Genomic DNA, 16,556 nt, shown 5'->3' with positions numbered 1-16,556 from the left:
TTAGCTCCTCATGAATCGCCTACTTTATTTATGTGTTTTTTTGTACTGTTTCTATGCCTTTTCCCAAAAGCAGGAAACTCCAAAGAAGTATGTACTGGATGCTAGCCAGTTTTATGGCTCCGTATTGCTACATAACACAGATATTTCCCATTTGATAACCGGCCACCCTGGAGGTGTAATTTTGGGATTTAATCGAAAAAGATATGGAAATGAAGAATGGGAATCCATTTATGGTTATCCAGATACGGGATTCTCGTTTGTCTATCAAAACATGAACAACGCTACCTTAGGAGAAAATTATGGATTGTATGCCCATTACAATTTTTATTTCCTGAAGAGAAATCTACAATTCCGTGTAGCTCAAGGTCTTGCCTATAATACCAATCCATATGACAAGAATAACAATTTTAGAAACAATGCCTTTGGGTCACATTTGTTGGCGTCTACTTTGGTAATGATCAACTATCACAAAGAAAATATTTTTGCTGGATTGGGACTAAAAGCTGGGCTTTCGCTGATGCATTATTCCAATGCTAATTTTAAGGCTCCTAATACCTCTACAAATACTATGGCTTTTAACTTCGGATTGACTTATGATTTGGATAGAGAGAAAACGTATGAATTCATGGTTCCCGAGACCAAAGAAAAAATCACAGAACCCATTCGTTATAATTTGGCCTTTAGAATGGGAGTAAATGAGAGTGATATCATCAATTCTGGACAATACGGTTTTTGGATGTTTTCTGCTTATGCCGATAAGCGATTGGGGAGAACAAGTGCAATTCAATTTGGGACAGATGTATTCTTTTCCAATTTTTTAAAGGAATTGATACGATATCAATCAATTTCGTTTCCAGAACTTAATGTAGCTCCTGATACAGATTTTAAGCGTGTTGGATTGTTTGTTGGACATGAGTTGTTTATGAACAAGATGAGCGTGGTGGCCCAATTAGGCTATTACGTATATTATCCATTTGATTTTGAAGGTAAGATGTATAATCGAATTGGATTAAAACGCTACTTTGGAGATAAAATTTTTGGAGCCATAACCTTAAAGTCCCATGCAGCAAAAGCTGAGGCTGTTGAATTTGGAATAGGTGTTCGTTTATGAAGAAAACTGTAACCACATATTTAGCTTTGCTTTTAATTGCATGTAATGGCGAGAACACTCCAGATTGTTTTCAAAACGCGGGCGATTTGGTCAGGAAAGTGGTCGAAGTTCCAGATTTTGACACTATTACGGTTTTTGAGAATATTAATTTGGTCATTAAAGAAGGAGTTGAGCAGCAAGTGGAAATTGAAACAGGAGAATTTCTACAAAATGAGGTGACAGCTTCTGTAAAAGATAATCGACTCATATTGAAAAATGAAAATGGATGTAATTTTATTCGAAATTATGGCCTGACCACAATTTATGTTACTTCGCCCAATATTACAGAAATCAGAAGCAGTACTGGATTGTTGATTTCAAGTGATGGGATTTTAAATTACCCTAACCTTCGATTGATTTCTGAAAGCTTCAACAATCCAGAAACTGAAACTACGGATGGCTCTTTTGATTTGATGGTGAATTCTGAAAATATTGGAATAACTGTAAATGGGATTGCTTATTTTAAACTATCAGGTGCCACAACGAATTTCAATATTGGGATAGCTGCTGGTGACTCTAGAATAGAAGCGGAAGGCTTGACCTCTCAAAATGTGAGCCTTAACCATCGTGGATCCAATGATATATTTGTAAATCCTCAAGTAAGAATTTCTGGGGTGATAAGAGGTACAGGAGATGTTATCAGTATCAACCGGCCATCTGAGGTTGAGGTTGAGGAGCTTTTTAACGGGCGACTTATTTTCAAAGATTGATTTTTTAAACAATCGCCCTTAAATTAAGTTTAGATTTCTCATTACATTCGATAAAGGAAATCATCCAAACGTTTGAAATCACTCATTACACTTTTAAAGAGCTTTTTTACTTCCAATCAGATAAAATCGTTAGAAGGTTTGCAGGAAATACAAAAGGCTAATGCCATGTTGCATAGCTTGGTTGTTGAGGCAAAAGTTCCCGGGATTGCCGTAACCATTTTGAAAGATGGTGAAGTTGTACTTGAAAAGGGGTATGGCTATTCCAATCTTGAAGAGAAGATTTTGGTGGACCCTCAAAACACTAAATTTAGAATTGCAAGTATTTCAAAATGCATAACCGGGATTGCACTGGGGAAAATGGTGGAAGAAGGGATATTGGAATTGGATACTTCTTTTTATACATATGTGCCCTACTACCCTAAAAAGGAACACGACTTCACCATACGACAATTGGCTGGGCATATAGCAGGAATTCGCGGATATAGGGGTAAGGAATTTGCGTTGAACCGTTCAATGTCAATCAAGGAAAGCATTGAAATATTTAAAGAAGACCCACTTGTTTTTGAGCCTGGAAAAGGATATCTGTACAATAGTTTTGATTTTGTGCTGCTTTCGTTGGCTATGCAAGAGGCTAGTGGGATTCCGTTTGACCAATATGTAAAAGAAAAAATCTTGGACCCTTTGGGTATGGAGAGTACTTTTCCACCTTATGTAGTTGGGCAAAATGGAGACCACAAGGAAAGCAACAAGGGAGAAAAAGCAGAATTCTACACCAAAACTATCACTGGCTTCAAAAGAGCTGTAGCTGTAAACAATCAGTATAAAATGGCTGGGGGGGGCTACTTATCTACTAGTAATGATATTGCTAAATTGGGAAGGGCATTACTGAACCAAGAGTTGGTTAAAGCTGAAATTCTTCAGGAAGTTTTTACCTCTCAAAAGGTGAATGGAGAACCTACTTATTATGGTTTGGGCTTTCAGATAAGCCAAGACGCATATGGAAGGAAGTTTGTAGGTCATGTGGGCAATAGCGTGGGCGCGTACTCCAATTTTTTTGTGTATCCTGAACAAAAAGTAGTGGTTTCTATTTTGATGAATTGTACCGATCCCAAAATTCAAACAGAACTTGATTTAATAAATATTTTATTTAATTAGGAATCCTTACTATATTTGCAGGGCAATAATGCAAAAACAAAAAAAATAGACAAATGAGTAAATCAGTTTTTTATCATGCCGGATGCCCGGTATGTGTTAGTGCAGAACAAGACCTTTTGAGTTTAGTAGGGGCAGAAAATGTAAATGTTGTTCATGTGGGTATCAACAAAGAGAAGGTACAAGAGGCAGAAAGTTTGGGAATTAAGTCGGTTCCTGCCTTGGTTACTCCTAATGGAAATGTACTGCATATTAACTATGGCGCATCCATTGAGGACTTGAAGAATTAATTTTTTTACACTTAAAAGTTAGGAATCCTAATTAAAAAAAATCAAAAATGCAAAAAAGAAACCTTTTTATGTTGGGTGTGTTGTATGCCAGTGGGTTGCTAATTTCTTGTGCCCAAAAAAGTCAGTACAATAATGCTGACTTCCAAATAAAAGCTGTGCAAGTTACCCATGAGGCAGATTTGGGAGTTACCGTGTGGGAAATTGCGGTAAACGGCAAGGCCGGGGCTACGGTTCCAACGGCTGTTGGACAATTGGATGGAGCTCCCGTTTTGGGCTATGTTTTTCCAACTAATCTGAAACCGACTGATGTTGGCTTTAGTGCTACTGAAGGTATTGTGGCATTGGCGTTAACTTCCCATCCCGATTTTGACGATACCCCACTTTGGGACGAGAACAATGATTCTGTTTTTGATAATGACGGAATTATATGGCATCCTCATTGGGTAGTGTTGACACAAGACGAGCGAGTAGCCGGAGGACTTTCGGTAAAACAGTTTAAAAAAGCAGATGAAACAGTTGTTTTACCACCAACTAATCCTGGTATGCCCATGTATATGGATTCGCCAGGATATCCGGTAATGGCCAAAAACAATATCATTAAAGTTGTGGTGGCCAACTATCGAATCAACAACAAAACCGATTTTAACTATGATGGTGTTGCTGCTTTTATGAAGGTGAATACTAGTATGGACGATTTGCCAATGTTGGGAGTTTATGAAGTTTTTAGCGTTGCCAGCGGTAACTTATCCTTACCCTATACTGTAAAATAATGAAAGTTTCAGTTTGGGATACCCATGTACCTAGGAAAGATGGTAAAGTGATGCATTTTGATATTTTAGTTCCATCATCCTTAACGGATACCGATGTTATTTTTGGATATGGGAGGGAATATTTGGAATCCAAACCTTTTCAATCAGGAAAACTGTCCAGTAATGAATGTAGATTTTGTCATATGGAATCTGCTCCACCGGATATTGTGAACAATATTGAAACGGAAGGATACCACATCATTGAAATGGAAAATTGTTCCTAATTTAATTAGGATAACTAACTTTGCCTGCCGAGAGCCTCGGCAGGCATGGTTTATTATGAAAAGAAAAAGTGTATTTGATCCAGGGCGACAGCAAATTGACCTTTCCAGCAAAATAGTTACTGGATTGGAACGTATTTCGCAGGCTTTTAAGGTACTTCTATGGGAAAAGGCAAAGCAATTGGGGTTGAGTCCTATCCAGATTCAAATTTTGATTTTTGTTGCATATCACAAAAGTGAGTTCAACAATGTAAGTTTTTTGGCCCAAGAATTCAATGTCACCAAACCCACAATCAGCGATGCCATACGTGTTTTGATCAAAAAAGATCTTGTCATAAAAGACCATTCTTCTGCTGATAATAGAAGTTATACCATTCTACTTTCCGGAGCTGGTAAAAATGTTGTTAGTGAAACAGAACATTTTACAAATCCGCTTACAGAACAATTGGAGTTGGTAGATAACGCGGAAAAAGAAAATCTGTTCAAAACCTTGAGCAAGTTGATTTATCAGTTGAACCAAATTGGTGTGTTGACAGTTCAACGCACCTGTTTTGGTTGCAAATTCTATCAAGGAACAGTCAATAATCATTATTGTCATTTATTGGAAAAGCAGCTAAAGCATTCAGATATTCGATTGGATTGTGTGGAATTTGAAGAGCGGATATGATTTCTGAGGAATTACTAAAAAAATATAGGGCCGTAGAAGTTCACCTCAAAAAAAAGGAAGTTCTTTTTAATGTTGGTGTCAATGCCAGATATTTTTTTCAGGTAAGCACAGGAAAAATCAAAATGAACAATTTCAATGAAGATGGTAAGGAGTTTATCCAAGGGATATTTCCACCTGGCTCAAGTTTTGGAGAACCTCCTTTATTTGCTGAATTAAAATACCCTGCCCAAGCTGAGGCCGTTGAAGAAAGCTCGGTTTGGAGATTGGAAAAAGAAAGCTTTTTCAAACTGCTCAGGGAAAATCCAGAAACACATTTGAAATTGACCAAAGTCTTGGCCGGACGGTTGCACTATAAGGCCACAATGGTTGCCGAGATTTCAACAGAGAGTCCAGAACATAGATTACTAAAGTTGATAGATTACTTCAAAACCCACATCCATAAAATTCCAGAAGAAGAAGAGTATTTGGTGGAGCTATCTAGACAACAAATGGCAGACCTTACAGGTTTGCGCGTTGAAACCGTAATTAGGACCATCAAATCTTTGGAAAAGAAGGGGGTAGTTCAACTTAAATCCCATAAAATTCTGAGATAGCAAGTAAAACGAAAACTTGTTCTTATGATTTAGGTCATAAACAATAACACCTTATCACAAGTAGCTTTGACCCATAATATGACAAATATCAGGTATTATGGAACTCTATCACAAAGGATTATCCGAATTTGAAAAGAATATGAGCGGTTATGCAGCAATTTTTATTATTGCCCAAAGCTGTTTAGGGTCAGTTGCAGCTTTGTATATTCTTATAGGCGGCGTCTCTCCACTTCAAATGTTTCAATTGTTTTTGGTCACTATAGCTTGTATGGGATTCAATGCAGCTGTTTTATCACAGCAAAAGCCAAAAGTGGTTTTTAACTTGTTTATTGGTAGTATTTTGCTCAGTACTATAGTATTAGTCCTAAATTTGCTATAGTATGCAGAGAAAAAATATAGAAACTAGGGAAGATGTAAATTTTTTGGTGACCAAATTTTATGAAAAAGTCAGGAGAGATGTTGAAATAGGTCATTTTTTTAATGAAACTATTGAGGATTGGCCTGAGCACATTGAAAAATTGACCAATTTCTGGGAAACCAATCTGTTCTTTGTTCAAAAATATAAAGGTAATCCACTAATGGTGCACGCTGAAGTGGATGAAAAAATGGATCAGACCATAACCAATTATCACTTTGGAATTTGGCTGCGTCATTGGATTGATACTATTGACACCAACTTTATTGGAGAGAATGCTGAAAAAGCCAAACAACGGGCACGAAACATTAGCGTACGAATGTTCATGACCATTTTTGAAAACCGTAAACGTCTATCAGCGAAATAAACGAGGGTCTACTAGTTAAAACCCTTGGCAAAGTCCTCGCAAAGTGTCAAGGTTTCTTTAACATCATCAAAAGTGGTCCTTGGATTGATGAGGCACATTCGTAAGACTACCTGCTTGTGCAACAATGTTGTGACCAAAAGCGCTTTTCTGGAGGAAACCACCTTTTCTGAAATATGTTGATTGATTTCATCCAGTTTCTTCTGGGAATACTTTTTCCCAATGGGATTGTATCTAAAATTAATGACAGCCAGCGTGGCAGGAAAAACCACTTCCCAATTTTTACTTGCTCTTAAGAGGGTTTCCACTTCTTCCGCTAAATCAATATTATAGGTAATTGCATTTCTGAACTCCTGAAGACCGAATGTTTTAATCGACATATAAAACTTAAGTGCCCTAAACCTTCTGGTTAATTGAATACCATGGTCATAAAAATTGATTTCAGAGGTGTTTCCTTCAATGTCACGTAAATATTCAGGTTTTTCGGTGAAAGTGTGACTTAAATGTTTGTGGTTTCTCACCAAAAGACACCCCATTTCATAAGGTTGAAAAAACCATTTATGTGGATCTACGGTAAGGGAATCAGCTTTTTCAATGCCCTTCATCAATTGTTTTCCTTTGCGGGATAGAATGGCTGCTGCTCCGTAAGCTCCGTCAATATGGAACCAGATATCTTCCTTTTTGCAAATTTTGGCCAATTCTGGTAACTGATCTACCGTCCCCGTATTTGTTGTCCCTGAGGTGGCGATCAAACAAAATGGAAGAAGTCCTTCCAAGCGGTCTTTGGCAATACAGTTTTTAAGTTTATTGATGGCAAATTTGAATTCAATATCCGTGGGAATGATTCGAATCTGTTCTTTTTTGAATCCTAAAACCTGAATTGCTTTTATATTGGAAGAATGTGCCTGGTCTGAAAGATAGATTACCGCTTTAGAAAAATCTTCACCACATTTAACCTTTCGGGCAGTTGTAATAGCTGTTAAATTGGCCATTGAACCTCCACTGGTAAAAATTCCTCCACCTTTTTTCTGTGGAAACCCGAAAATTTTGAGCAACCATTGAATGGTAATAATTTCCAGTTCTGCCGCTGCGGGTGAAGCTGCCCATCCGCCAGAGAAAATGTTGTATCCTGTGGCTAGTGTATCGGCCATTACACTTACATAGTTGCTAGGACCTGGCACAAAGGAATAAGATTTGGGATGAGACATATTGGTGCTATTGGTCATCACCTTTTCAAGCACAAAATCCAATACTTTTTTTGAATTCATCCCTTCTTCCGGGGCTTCTTCCAAAAAGAGGGAATCCATTTCTTCTCGAGATCCCATGGCCACGGGCAGTTTTCTGTTTTGACTGTGAAAATGATCAACAATGGCATCAATAACCTGATAACCATAGTTTTTCATCTCTTCCTTGTTCAATTCTAGCTTGGAATTGTTCTTTTTCATGGACTTGGTTTAGACCTAAGCTGCAAAAATACCTATTTGGTAATTTTGATAACATGATATTTGGCGTAAAATCAAATTGTTTCTAAAAACAAATGCCTTAAATTTATTCAGCAAGTTTTAGTGATGCACAAACTATTTTTATTTTTCGTTGTTATCTTTTTAGGTCTTCAGCTCTCGGCACAGGATGCGGTTTCGGGCTTTGTGAATTTTGATGATTCGAAGACATGGAAAACTAAAATATATTTAAGTCAGGTTCCATTATCTGGTTTGGACAATAACAAAAGTGCAATACCTATTGCCATAACAGATATTCAAAAGAACGGTTTCTTTAAGTTTGATAAAAAGCATCTTTCTGATAGCAACAAGATTTACCGGTTGCATGTTGAGCGGATAAGAAAAATTGTGAACGATACTGTGACCAAAAATGTAACATTCATGCTATCCGGGAAGGATAAGATTCAATTCAAGAAGGGTAAATCAATATTTGGAAATTATTCCACGACCAACAAAGGAGATATAGAATGGCAAAAATTGAAAGCATTTGAGTCAAGTTTGGTAAGTCAATATTTAGTACAGGATGAAAGGATAAACCCTAGAAAAGGTTTTGTGAAAGACTCGCTCCAGATTTTGATGGTAAAGCTTATTGGAATAAAACAACTGGAAAGCAAACAATTGTTGGATAAGGATATTTCGGAGAACCCATCCTATTATCTTGATTTATTGGAAGCACTAAAAGAAAGTGGCATTGATGCATCTGAATATTGGTTTTTGGAGAAAAGAACGGCTTATTTAACACAAGTTACATTAGAAAAAGAGCTACAGAAAAGTAAATGGCTTAATGCATTCCTCATTTTAGTTGTTATACTTTCCGGTGTTTTTGTTATTAAATTTAAAAAGGGGCATGTACCTGACCCTAAACTAAGTAAGCAAGAACAAAATGTTAAGGTTCTTATATTACAAGGAAAAAGTAACAAAGAGATCGCCAATGAACTTTTTATTAGCCTTAGTACGGTGAAAACCCATATCACCAACATTTATAGCAAACTAAATATTGCTAGTAGAAAGGAATTACTGAAGAAGGGTACGGGTACTAGTACCTAATTCAGACCCTTTATTTTTTATCAAGACATAATTCAACAATTACTTTGTTTCAAAATTTAATGGTTTTGAATTATTTATGTTTTTTGATGAGTCATTGTTTGATAATCTCTTTTTCATTCGCTCAAACCCCAAATGTAGTATCTGGTAAAGTGGTAGATGAAAATGGCAATAACATTGCCATTGGAGATGTATTGGTCTATGATGCTAAACAGAAGAATTTGATGAAATATACCCAATTGATCAATGGTAGTTTTGCATTTGATTATGTTGAAGAAGGGAATTATTATATAAAGATTTCCGCTCTTGGTTATGGGGATTATGGAAAAGAACTGTTGCTTGCCAAAAGTGGTGTTGCGCTACAGATTATTTTAAAAGAAGATGTCACAGCGCTTGAAGAGGTCGAAATTACCGTATCCAAAAACCCAATTACGTTCAAAAATGGAAATCTGAAGGTCGATGTTCAAAACCCAATTTTTTCTTCAATACCAGACCCTTTGAATGTGTTGTCAAAACTTCCCAATGTGCAAATAGCAGCTAACAGGGAATCTATTACCATTATTGGCAAAGGCAATCCTTTGATTTATTTAGGGGGACAACGAATAAATCTGGAGGAATTTGCTTCATTATCAGTGGATAACATAGATACTATTGAATTGATTAATAACCCTTCCTCTAAATACGAGGCTGATGGCAGGGCGGTTATCTTGGTTACAAGAAAAAGAAACTTGGTTGAAAACGCGAAAGTGAATATTAATGAAACTGCATCTTTTCGACGAAATTTCAATAATTATCTCAACGCAAATGGCAATTACTCAAATGGGAAATGGAGTCTTCAAAGTAATCTTGCCTACAATGATTTGGGGCATTGGGAAAGCAACACTTTTGCATTTAGTATTCCGAAGGAAGATGTTTTTTTAGACTATTTGGTGTTGATACCGCTGAACAATCGTAAACAAATAAATTGGGGATTGGGTTTTTTCCACCCCTTGAAAAAGGATGGTTATTTGTCAATTAATACAACCTTTAGGTTACAAACGGATGCATCACCTATAGAAACGGAAACTTTTTTTAAAAACAGAGAAAGAGAAGACACTATTTTAACAGAAACAGCCAATAATCAGACAAAAGACTATTTCAGCGGTAATTTTAATTATAGCAAACAAATAGCGACCAAGCTGAATCTTTTTACTGGCTTTCAATACTCTTCCTTTAAACAAACGTTGGATACTGATATTTCTAATAATTTTAACGGGATTGGATTTAATTTGGATCAGGAAAGGAATCAAACTTATCAAATAGGCTCATTGGCTTTAAGATTAGATTTGGAATACAATGTTTCGGATAAACTAAAATGGGAATTTGGAACAAACTGGAACGAGGCATGGGCAGATGCTTTTACCAAAATACAAGAGATATCCAGGTCAGAAGAAAATGTCATAGATTTTGATTATAAAGAGCGGTTGTATTCCGGATACACAAGTTTATCCGGAACTTTAAAAAAATGGTTGAACTATAATGGGGGGGTAAGAATTGAGTATAACCAAGTGAAGAGCGATATTGAAAACGGAGACTATCATTTGGTGAATAGAAAAAATACTTATGCTTTTCCAAGGTTGAACCTAAATTTTAAGTTGGATAGTACAAAAACACTATCCGTGAATTATGCTAGAAGTATTTCCCGTCCAAATTTTAGCAGAACAAGTTCCATTAGTGCTTATATAAACCCGTATTTAGAAGGAAGTAGTAATGTGAATCTTTTACCTACTTTGACAAATGAGCTTACCGCAAATTTTCAATGGAAAGGCAAATCCATCAATGCCTCTTATTTTAGAAATGCTAACCCAATGTATTTTACCATTCGGTATGATGAAATTATGGATAAAGCAATCTTATCCCCGGTCAACCTGAACAACGAATCTGGATTCAACGTTGGAATTACCCTTCCTTTTTCATATAAAAAATGGACTTCCACAAATACTATTACCCTTAATTATAATAAGATAGAGGATAAAATGGCGACCCTAGGCGAAACCAATCCATATATCTATGCATATTCAAATCAACAGTTCAGAATTGGCAAGGATATGATGATTTCTTTTGGTGGATGGTTACTTAGTAAAAGGCAAGAAGGTATTTTTAAGCGAAACAGTATGGTGGTTCTTGACACTTCAATTACAAAAACATTCTTCAAGAGATTCAATTGCGCATTACGGTTGAACGATATAACCAGAGGAATGAATTTTGAGGAAAGCTATGCCATAAATGGAGTAGAAGCTGAAGGGGTCTATTTTGCAGATGCCAAAGAGATTGCATTTTCAATTAAGTACGTTTTGGGAAATGTCAAAGGAGTTCGGTTCAAAAACAAGGATGTAGATGAAAATTTAAAGAGAATCAGATAAGATCAGCTTGTCAACTCCGTGAACAAACTTTCTAAGTTTTTATTCTTTCTACTTAGCTGAAGCGTTTTTAGCTTGTTGTCATGGGCAAAATCAAAAACAGCAGGGCGCATGTCCTCAACTGTGGAAAAAGTAAGCTCGTAAACAAAACCGCCAAGGTTGTTTACTCGCGAGACATGGGGAAGATTCTTTAGCAGAACTTCTTCAACACGATAATCAAATTCTACCTCAATTATCTGTTCGTTTACCTCGCGGAGCTCTTCCAATTTTTTATCCGCCACCAATTCTCCTTTATTAATTATAATGACACGATCGCAAACAGCTTCTACTTCTTTCATAATATGGGTAGAAAGTAAAATGGTCTTTTCTTTCCCGATCTTTCGAATCAGTTTTCTGATTTCCACAAGTTGGTTGGGGTCAAGGCCCGTTGTGGGTTCATCCAAAATCAATACCTGTGGGTCGTGCAATAAAGCCGCCGCCAATCCAACACGTTGACGGTATCCTTTGGATAACTGCCCAATTTTCTTGTGGGCCTCAGCTGTCAGCCCTGTTTCTTCAATAACCTCTGCTATTTTAGTCTTTGGAACTTTATACACGTTGGCATTAAGGGTTAAATACTCTCTTACATACATTTCCAAATACAGCGGATTATGTTCAGGTAAATACCCAATGCTCTTCTGAACCTCTCTTTCAGAGGTTAGAACATCAAACCCATTGACTTTTGCTTCGCCGGAGTCCGCCTTATAGTAAGTGGTCAAAACTCTCATCATGGTTGATTTTCCAGCACCGTTGGGTCCTAAAAAACCAACAATCTCCCCCCTTTGAACGGAAAATGAAACCTTGTTCAACGCTTTTTGTTTTCCAAAAGTCTTGGTAATGTTCTGAACTGTAATGGACATTCAAGTGTATTTGAATTCAAAAATACGGTTTTAGATTTCTAGATAAATATGGGCTGCTTCATATTTAATACAATGCTTGTCTTGTTTAGAGAAATCAGGAATCTTAAAATATTATATATCCTTAAAAAATGAAGGATTATTTAAAGTAATATTCAATAAATATGGGGTTTTTGAGAAAATTCATAAAAAAAAGAGGTTTGGCTTTTGTTTCTCAATTGAATATCTATCTTAGCTCCATATTTTAGTGAAATGACAAAGACGTATTTCTGGAACAGCTTTTATTTCTACTTCTTTTTTAAAGGAAGTACGGGACTGTTCTAGATATACATTAAGTATAAAAAAGATATAAAGTCCCGATGTAAATCGGGATTTTTTTTTGCCATGAGTTTAAAAATAGCCATACAGGGAATAAAAGGATCTAACCACCACCAAGTTGCAAAAGACTTTTTTGGGGATGATATAAATTTGGTAGAATGCCTGTCGTTTGATGCCATGATAGACCATATATCTGCTGGTTCGGCAGATAAAGGAGTGATGGCCATTGAGAATTCAATTGCAGGATCTATAATTCCAAACTATAATCTGGTCTACCATAATAATATTCATATTATTGGAGAGCATTATTTGAGCATCCATCACAATTTGATGGTGCTCAAGGGAACAACCATTAAAGATATTAAAGAGGTGCATTCGCACCCAATGGCCTTGTTGCAGTGCAAGGAGTTTTTTAGACAATATCCAGATATCAAATTAGTGGAAAGTGTGGATACCGCAGAGACCGCTAAACGTATCAAAGAAGGTCAATTGACCAATATTGCTGCAATTGCTCCAAAAGTTGCTGCAAATTTGTATGATTTGGATATTATTGCTCCTGAAATACAGACAATTAAGAACAACGCTACGCGTTTTATCATCCTTAAGAGGCAGAACAAGGTTTTACCGGAGGAGGAAATTAATAAAGCGTCGTTACGATTTATAACTGATCATAAGCGTGGAAGTTTGGCAACTGTATTGAATGTAATGAGCGATTGTAATATGAACTTGACTAAAATCCAGTCTTTACCTGTAATAGAGACCCCATGGAAATATGCATTTTTTGTGGACGTCACTTTTGATACATACAATCAATTTGCCAAAGCAAAATCACTATTGGAAATTATGTCTGAAGATTTTAGGGTCTTGGGCGAATATAAAAACGCGTTATTGCCATGATTACAGCTGAGCGATTAAATACGGTTCAGGAGTACTATTTCTCTAGAAAATTACGAGAAGTTAGAGGTTTGATGAATGATGGAAAACCTATTATTAATATGGGAATAGGCAGCCCAGATTTGGCACCATCACCAAAAGTATTGGAGACATTAAAGGATTCCATAACCGATATGGGTGCACATCAATATCAAAGTTACCAAGGTCTTCCGGAGCTTAGGGATGCCATTGCAAGCTTTTACAAGAAAAAGTTTGCCGTAGCTATGGATGCATCTAATGAAATCTTGCCTTTAATGGGATCCAAAGAAGGTATTATGCACATTAGTATGGCCTTTTTAAATGAAGGTGATGAAGTACTATTGCCAAATCCGGGTTACCCAACCTATGCATCGGTGACCAAATTGGTGGGAGCTGCACCTAAAACCTATGATTTAAAGGCTGATAATGGATGGTTTCCAGATTTGGAGGCACTTGCCAAACAAGATTTGTCCAAAACAAAATTAATGTGGGTAAGTTATCCCCACATGCCCACAGGAGCAACGGCGAGTAAAGAACAATTAAAGTCTTTGGTGGACTTTGCCTATGAAAATGAAATTTTACTGGTGAACGACAATCCGTACAGCTTTGTTCTCTCTAATAATCCTATAAGTATTTTATCTATTGAAGGAGCCAAAAAATGCGCACTGGAACTGAATAGCTTGAGCAAAACCTTCAATATGGCAGGTTGGAGAGTGGGGATGATATTAGGAAGCTCAGAGCATATCAATGCAGTACTCAAAGTAAAGAGCAATATGGATTCTGGTATGTTCTACGGAATCCAAAAAGGAGCGATAGCTGCCTTGCAAAGTGGCCCTGAATGGTTTGAAGAACTCGATAAGATTTATACCAAAAGAAGAGAACTCATTTTTCAATTGGTTGAAAAATTGGGTTGTGACTATGATAAAAACGCAGTGGGCATGTTTGTTTGGTGTAAACTTCCAAAAGGATCGGTTTCGTCTGAAGAATTTATTGATCAAGTATTGTACGATAAAGATATTTTCATTGCCCCTGGAACTATTTTTGGAAGCATGGGTGAAGGATACATTCGATTTTCACTTTGTGTTAAAGAGGAAAAAATAATGGAAGCAATAGAAAGATTTTAAGCATGAATATTGTTGTAATAGGTATCGGTTTAATTGGGGGGTCTTTTGCTAAGGATATGAAACTTGCATACCCTAATGCCAATATTATAGGAATCGATAAGAATGAATCCCATACTACAGAAGCATTGGAGCTTGGTATTATTGATGAAAAGGGAGATTACAATGTTTTGGCTTCTGCTGATGTGGTGTTTATCAGTATCCCTGTAAATGCTTTGGTGTTGGAATTACCAAAAATTTTGGATGCCGTTGGAGACGAAACGGTTGTAATTGATGCAGGTTCCACTAAGAGTTTGATATGCAAAGTAATTGGAAATCACCCAAAGCGAAGAAACTTTTTGGCAAGTCATCCCATTGCGGGAACTGAATTTTCTGGACCATCAGCGGCAATAAATGGATTGTACGATGGGAAGACAAATATTATCTGTGAAGTGGAAAAGACGGCATTTAAACTTCAGGAAAGGGCATTGGAGCTTTTTCAAAAGTTAAAAATGCGAATTCGATATATGAACCCTGAAGCGCATGATAAACATATAGCTTATGTATCCCATTTATCACATATCAGCTCATTTATGTTGGGAAAAACGGTTATTGAAAAAGAAAAAAATGAGCGTGATATTTTTGACATGGCGGGCAGTGGTTTTGAAAGCACGGTGCGTTTGGCAAAAAGCTCCCCAGAGATGTGGACACCAATTTTTGAACAGAACAAGGAAAATGTTATAGAAACATTAGAAGAATACATTCAAAATCTGGAAGAGTTTAAACAACTGCTGTTGAACAACGATTTTGAAAATGTGTACGAAGAAATGAACAATACCAATAGAATAAAACAAATATTAAAAGGAATACCACTTACAAAAAGTTAGCACAGATTATGGAAAACAACAAGCAAATGAGAAAATGGTTGGACGATATGAGCCTACCACACCCATTGGTAATAGCCGGGCCATGTAGCGCAGAAACAGAAGACCAGGTTTTAAAAATTGCCCATGACCTTAAAGATACAGATGTAAACTACTATAGAGCCGGTATCTGGAAACCAAGAACACGACCAGGTAATTTTGAAGGCGTAGGAGCCATTGGATTGAAGTGGTTGCAAAAGGTGAAAGAAGAAACTGGCCTAAAAACAGCTACGGAAGTAGCTAACAGGGCACACGTGGACCTTGCCTTGGAACATGATGTGGATTTGTTGTGGATAGGTGCCCGTTCTACGGTGAGCCCATTCATTGTTCAAGAGATTGCAGATGCCTTGGAAGGCACAGACAAAATTGTATTGATCAAGAACCCTGTAAATCCGGATTTATCATTGTGGTTGGGAGCTGTGGAAAGACTATATTCTGCCAATATTGAAAAACTAGGAGTGATTCATAGAGGTTTTTCAACCTATGAAAAAACTAAATACAGAAACATTCCGGAATGGCAAATGGCGATTGAACTGCAATCCAAGTTTCCAGATTTACCAATTATAAATGACCCAAGTCATATTACGGGTAAACGCGATATGATTTTTGATGTATCCCAAACTGCTTTAGATTTGAACTTTGATGGTTTGATGATAGAGACACATCATGATCCTGATAATGCTTGGAGTGATGCCGCTCAGCAAGTGACTCCAGATACTTTGGTGCAGATCATGAAAGATCTTCGCATTAGAAAAGAGACTGATGAGGAAGCAGAATACAATAGCAAATTGAGCAATCTAAGAGCTCAAATAGATGTAATTGACAACCAATTGATCGATACTCTTGGAAAACGTATGAAAGTTTCTGATGGAATTGGACAATTGAAGAAACAAAAGAATGTTGCCGTGTTGCAATCAAACCGATGGAATGCAATTTTAGGTAAAATGATTTTGGAAGGAGAAACCCAAGGTCTTAGTGAAGAGTTTGTGTTGAGAATGTTCAAGGCAATTCACCAGGAATCTATTAACCACCAGGAGAAGATTATCAATAAATAAACTTCACCTAATTTCATAATGAGTGCCATTAAAGATTGG

18 protein-coding genes are annotated in these 16,556 nt (G+C 36.8%); 16 read left to right on the top strand and 2 right to left on the bottom strand.

All coding sequences use genetic code 11. The features are described 5' to 3' along the window. Positions 1-10 precede the first annotated feature (10 nt). The 10 genes from CRO15_RS13315 to CRO15_RS13270 all read left to right on the top strand — a co-directional run bounded on the left by CRO15_RS13315 (position 11) and on the right by CRO15_RS13270 (position 6,374). On the top strand, positions 11-1,111 hold the full coding sequence (locus CRO15_RS13315; RefSeq protein WP_097046343.1) for an acyloxyacyl hydrolase: 1,101 nt from the start codon (positions 11-13) through the stop codon (positions 1,109-1,111). Beyond that, complete coding sequence (locus CRO15_RS13310; RefSeq protein ID WP_097046342.1) at positions 1,108-1,860, top strand: head GIN domain-containing protein; 753 nt, start codon at positions 1,108-1,110, stop codon at positions 1,858-1,860. Before CRO15_RS13315 ends, CRO15_RS13310 begins: the two co-directional genes overlap by 4 nt. A gap of 72 nt (positions 1,861-1,932) precedes the next feature. Next, on the top strand, positions 1,933-3,015 hold the full coding sequence (locus CRO15_RS13305; RefSeq protein WP_097046341.1) for a serine hydrolase domain-containing protein: 1,083 nt from the start codon (positions 1,933-1,935) through the stop codon (positions 3,013-3,015). 53 nt (positions 3,016-3,068) lie between these two features. Further along, positions 3,069-3,302 (top strand): thioredoxin family protein, encoded by a 234-nt coding sequence (locus CRO15_RS13300; RefSeq protein WP_097046340.1) that lies wholly within the window; start codon positions 3,069-3,071, stop codon positions 3,300-3,302. A gap of 47 nt (positions 3,303-3,349) precedes the next feature. After that, the gene (locus CRO15_RS13295) at positions 3,350-4,072 is read left to right on the top strand and encodes a hypothetical protein (protein WP_243396968.1); all 723 of its coding nucleotides are present in this window, start codon (positions 3,350-3,352) and stop codon (positions 4,070-4,072) included. Beyond that, positions 4,072-4,335, top strand: a complete 264-nt coding sequence (locus CRO15_RS13290; protein WP_097046339.1) for a DUF2024 family protein — start codon at positions 4,072-4,074, stop codon at positions 4,333-4,335. The genes CRO15_RS13295 and CRO15_RS13290 overlap by 1 nt, the downstream gene beginning before the upstream one ends. Positions 4,336-4,390: 55 nt before the next feature. Beyond that, positions 4,391-4,999, top strand: coding sequence for a MarR family winged helix-turn-helix transcriptional regulator (locus CRO15_RS13285; RefSeq protein ID WP_097046338.1), 609 nt, complete (start codon positions 4,391-4,393; stop codon positions 4,997-4,999). Then, positions 4,996-5,592, top strand: coding sequence for a Crp/Fnr family transcriptional regulator (locus CRO15_RS13280; RefSeq protein WP_097046337.1), 597 nt, complete (start codon positions 4,996-4,998; stop codon positions 5,590-5,592). Before CRO15_RS13285 ends, CRO15_RS13280 begins: the two co-directional genes overlap by 4 nt. Before the next feature lie 97 nt (positions 5,593-5,689). Beyond that, positions 5,690-5,971, top strand: a complete 282-nt coding sequence (locus tag CRO15_RS13275) for a hypothetical protein (protein ID WP_097046336.1) — start codon at positions 5,690-5,692, stop codon at positions 5,969-5,971. A 1-nt stretch (position 5,972) separates the two neighbouring features. Continuing rightward, positions 5,973-6,374 carry a group III truncated hemoglobin gene (locus tag CRO15_RS13270; protein ID WP_097046335.1) on the top strand — a complete coding sequence of 134 codons (402 nt, stop codon included), beginning with the start codon at positions 5,973-5,975 and terminating at the stop codon, positions 6,372-6,374. Between the two features lie 11 nt (positions 6,375-6,385). Here the strand turns inward: CRO15_RS13270 and CRO15_RS13265 are convergent, their stop codons facing one another. Continuing rightward, on the bottom strand, positions 6,386-7,816 hold the full coding sequence (locus CRO15_RS13265; protein ID WP_097046334.1) for a pyridoxal phosphate-dependent decarboxylase family protein: 1,431 nt from the start codon (positions 7,814-7,816) through the stop codon (positions 6,386-6,388). 123 nt (positions 7,817-7,939) lie between these two features. Between CRO15_RS13265 and CRO15_RS20020 the strand changes: the two genes are divergently transcribed. Beyond that, positions 7,940-8,917 carry a response regulator transcription factor gene (locus CRO15_RS20020; protein ID WP_097046333.1) on the top strand — a complete coding sequence of 326 codons (978 nt, stop codon included), beginning with the start codon at positions 7,940-7,942 and terminating at the stop codon, positions 8,915-8,917. Between the two features lie 86 nt (positions 8,918-9,003). Continuing rightward, positions 9,004-11,316, top strand: coding sequence for an outer membrane beta-barrel family protein (locus CRO15_RS13255; RefSeq protein ID WP_207763890.1), 2,313 nt, complete (start codon positions 9,004-9,006; stop codon positions 11,314-11,316). Between the two features lie 2 nt (positions 11,317-11,318). On the opposite strand, the gene gldA is transcribed toward CRO15_RS13255, so the two are convergent. Next, positions 11,319-12,212 (bottom strand): gliding motility-associated ABC transporter ATP-binding subunit GldA, encoded by an 894-nt coding sequence (gene gldA, locus CRO15_RS13250; protein ID WP_097046331.1) that lies wholly within the window; start codon positions 12,210-12,212, stop codon positions 11,319-11,321. A gap of 381 nt (positions 12,213-12,593) precedes the next feature. On the opposite strand from gldA, the gene CRO15_RS13245 reads away from it, so the two are divergent. Genes CRO15_RS13245 through CRO15_RS13230 form a run of 4 tightly spaced genes read left to right on the top strand, consistent with a single transcriptional unit; the run spans position 12,594 to position 16,517 of the window. Further along, positions 12,594-13,424 (top strand): prephenate dehydratase, encoded by an 831-nt coding sequence (locus CRO15_RS13245; RefSeq protein WP_097046330.1) that lies wholly within the window; start codon positions 12,594-12,596, stop codon positions 13,422-13,424. Beyond that, positions 13,421-14,563, top strand: coding sequence for a pyridoxal phosphate-dependent aminotransferase (locus tag CRO15_RS13240; protein WP_097046329.1), 1,143 nt, complete (start codon positions 13,421-13,423; stop codon positions 14,561-14,563). The genes CRO15_RS13245 and CRO15_RS13240 overlap by 4 nt, the downstream gene beginning before the upstream one ends. Positions 14,564-14,565: 2 nt before the next feature. Then, on the top strand, positions 14,566-15,426 hold the full coding sequence (locus tag CRO15_RS13235) for a prephenate dehydrogenase (RefSeq protein WP_097046328.1): 861 nt from the start codon (positions 14,566-14,568) through the stop codon (positions 15,424-15,426). Between the two features lie 8 nt (positions 15,427-15,434). Continuing rightward, the gene (locus CRO15_RS13230; protein WP_097046327.1) at positions 15,435-16,517 is read left to right on the top strand and encodes a bifunctional 3-deoxy-7-phosphoheptulonate synthase/chorismate mutase type II; all 1,083 of its coding nucleotides are present in this window, start codon (positions 15,435-15,437) and stop codon (positions 16,515-16,517) included. Positions 16,518-16,556 lie beyond the last annotated feature (39 nt).

It is taken from the genome of Flagellimonas pacifica, assembly GCF_900215465.1.
Lineage (GTDB): Bacteria > Bacteroidota > Bacteroidia > Flavobacteriales > Flavobacteriaceae > Flagellimonas > Flagellimonas pacifica.
Note: the sequence above shows the minus strand (reverse complement) of the source record. Positions and strands in the feature narration are given on the sequence as shown.

Excerpts from the sequence above, each read along its gene's own strand:
- CRO15_RS13315 (WP_097046343.1), top strand. The coding sequence starts at position 11 with ATGAATCGCCTACTTTATTTATGTGTTTTTTTGTACTGTTTCTATGCC.
- CRO15_RS13310 (WP_097046342.1), top strand. The coding sequence starts at position 1,108 with ATGAAGAAAACTGTAACCACATATTTAGCTTTGCTTTTAATTGCATGT.
- CRO15_RS13300 (WP_097046340.1), top strand. The coding sequence starts at position 3,069 with ATGAGTAAATCAGTTTTTTATCATGCCGGATGCCCGGTATGTGTTAGT.
- CRO15_RS13295 (WP_243396968.1), top strand. The coding sequence starts at position 3,350 with ATGCAAAAAAGAAACCTTTTTATGTTGGGTGTGTTGTATGCCAGTGGG.
- CRO15_RS13290 (WP_097046339.1), top strand. The coding sequence starts at position 4,072 with ATGAAAGTTTCAGTTTGGGATACCCATGTACCTAGGAAAGATGGTAAA.
- CRO15_RS13285 (WP_097046338.1), top strand. The coding sequence starts at position 4,391 with ATGAAAAGAAAAAGTGTATTTGATCCAGGGCGACAGCAAATTGACCTT.
- CRO15_RS13280 (WP_097046337.1), top strand. The coding sequence starts at position 4,996 with ATGATTTCTGAGGAATTACTAAAAAAATATAGGGCCGTAGAAGTTCAC.
- CRO15_RS13275 (WP_097046336.1), top strand. The coding sequence starts at position 5,690 with ATGGAACTCTATCACAAAGGATTATCCGAATTTGAAAAGAATATGAGC.
- CRO15_RS13270 (WP_097046335.1), top strand. The coding sequence starts at position 5,973 with ATGCAGAGAAAAAATATAGAAACTAGGGAAGATGTAAATTTTTTGGTG.
- CRO15_RS13265 (WP_097046334.1), bottom strand. The coding sequence starts at position 7,816 with ATGAAAAAGAACAATTCCAAGCTAGAATTGAACAAGGAAGAGATGAAA.
- CRO15_RS20020 (WP_097046333.1), top strand. The coding sequence starts at position 7,940 with ATGCACAAACTATTTTTATTTTTCGTTGTTATCTTTTTAGGTCTTCAG.
- CRO15_RS13255 (WP_207763890.1), top strand. The coding sequence starts at position 9,004 with ATGAGTCATTGTTTGATAATCTCTTTTTCATTCGCTCAAACCCCAAAT.
- gldA (WP_097046331.1), bottom strand. The coding sequence starts at position 12,212 with ATGTCCATTACAGTTCAGAACATTACCAAGACTTTTGGAAAACAAAAA.
- CRO15_RS13245 (WP_097046330.1), top strand. The coding sequence starts at position 12,594 with ATGAGTTTAAAAATAGCCATACAGGGAATAAAAGGATCTAACCACCAC.
- CRO15_RS13240 (WP_097046329.1), top strand. The coding sequence starts at position 13,421 with ATGATTACAGCTGAGCGATTAAATACGGTTCAGGAGTACTATTTCTCT.
- CRO15_RS13235 (WP_097046328.1), top strand. The coding sequence starts at position 14,566 with ATGAATATTGTTGTAATAGGTATCGGTTTAATTGGGGGGTCTTTTGCT.
- CRO15_RS13230 (WP_097046327.1), top strand. The coding sequence starts at position 15,435 with ATGGAAAACAACAAGCAAATGAGAAAATGGTTGGACGATATGAGCCTA.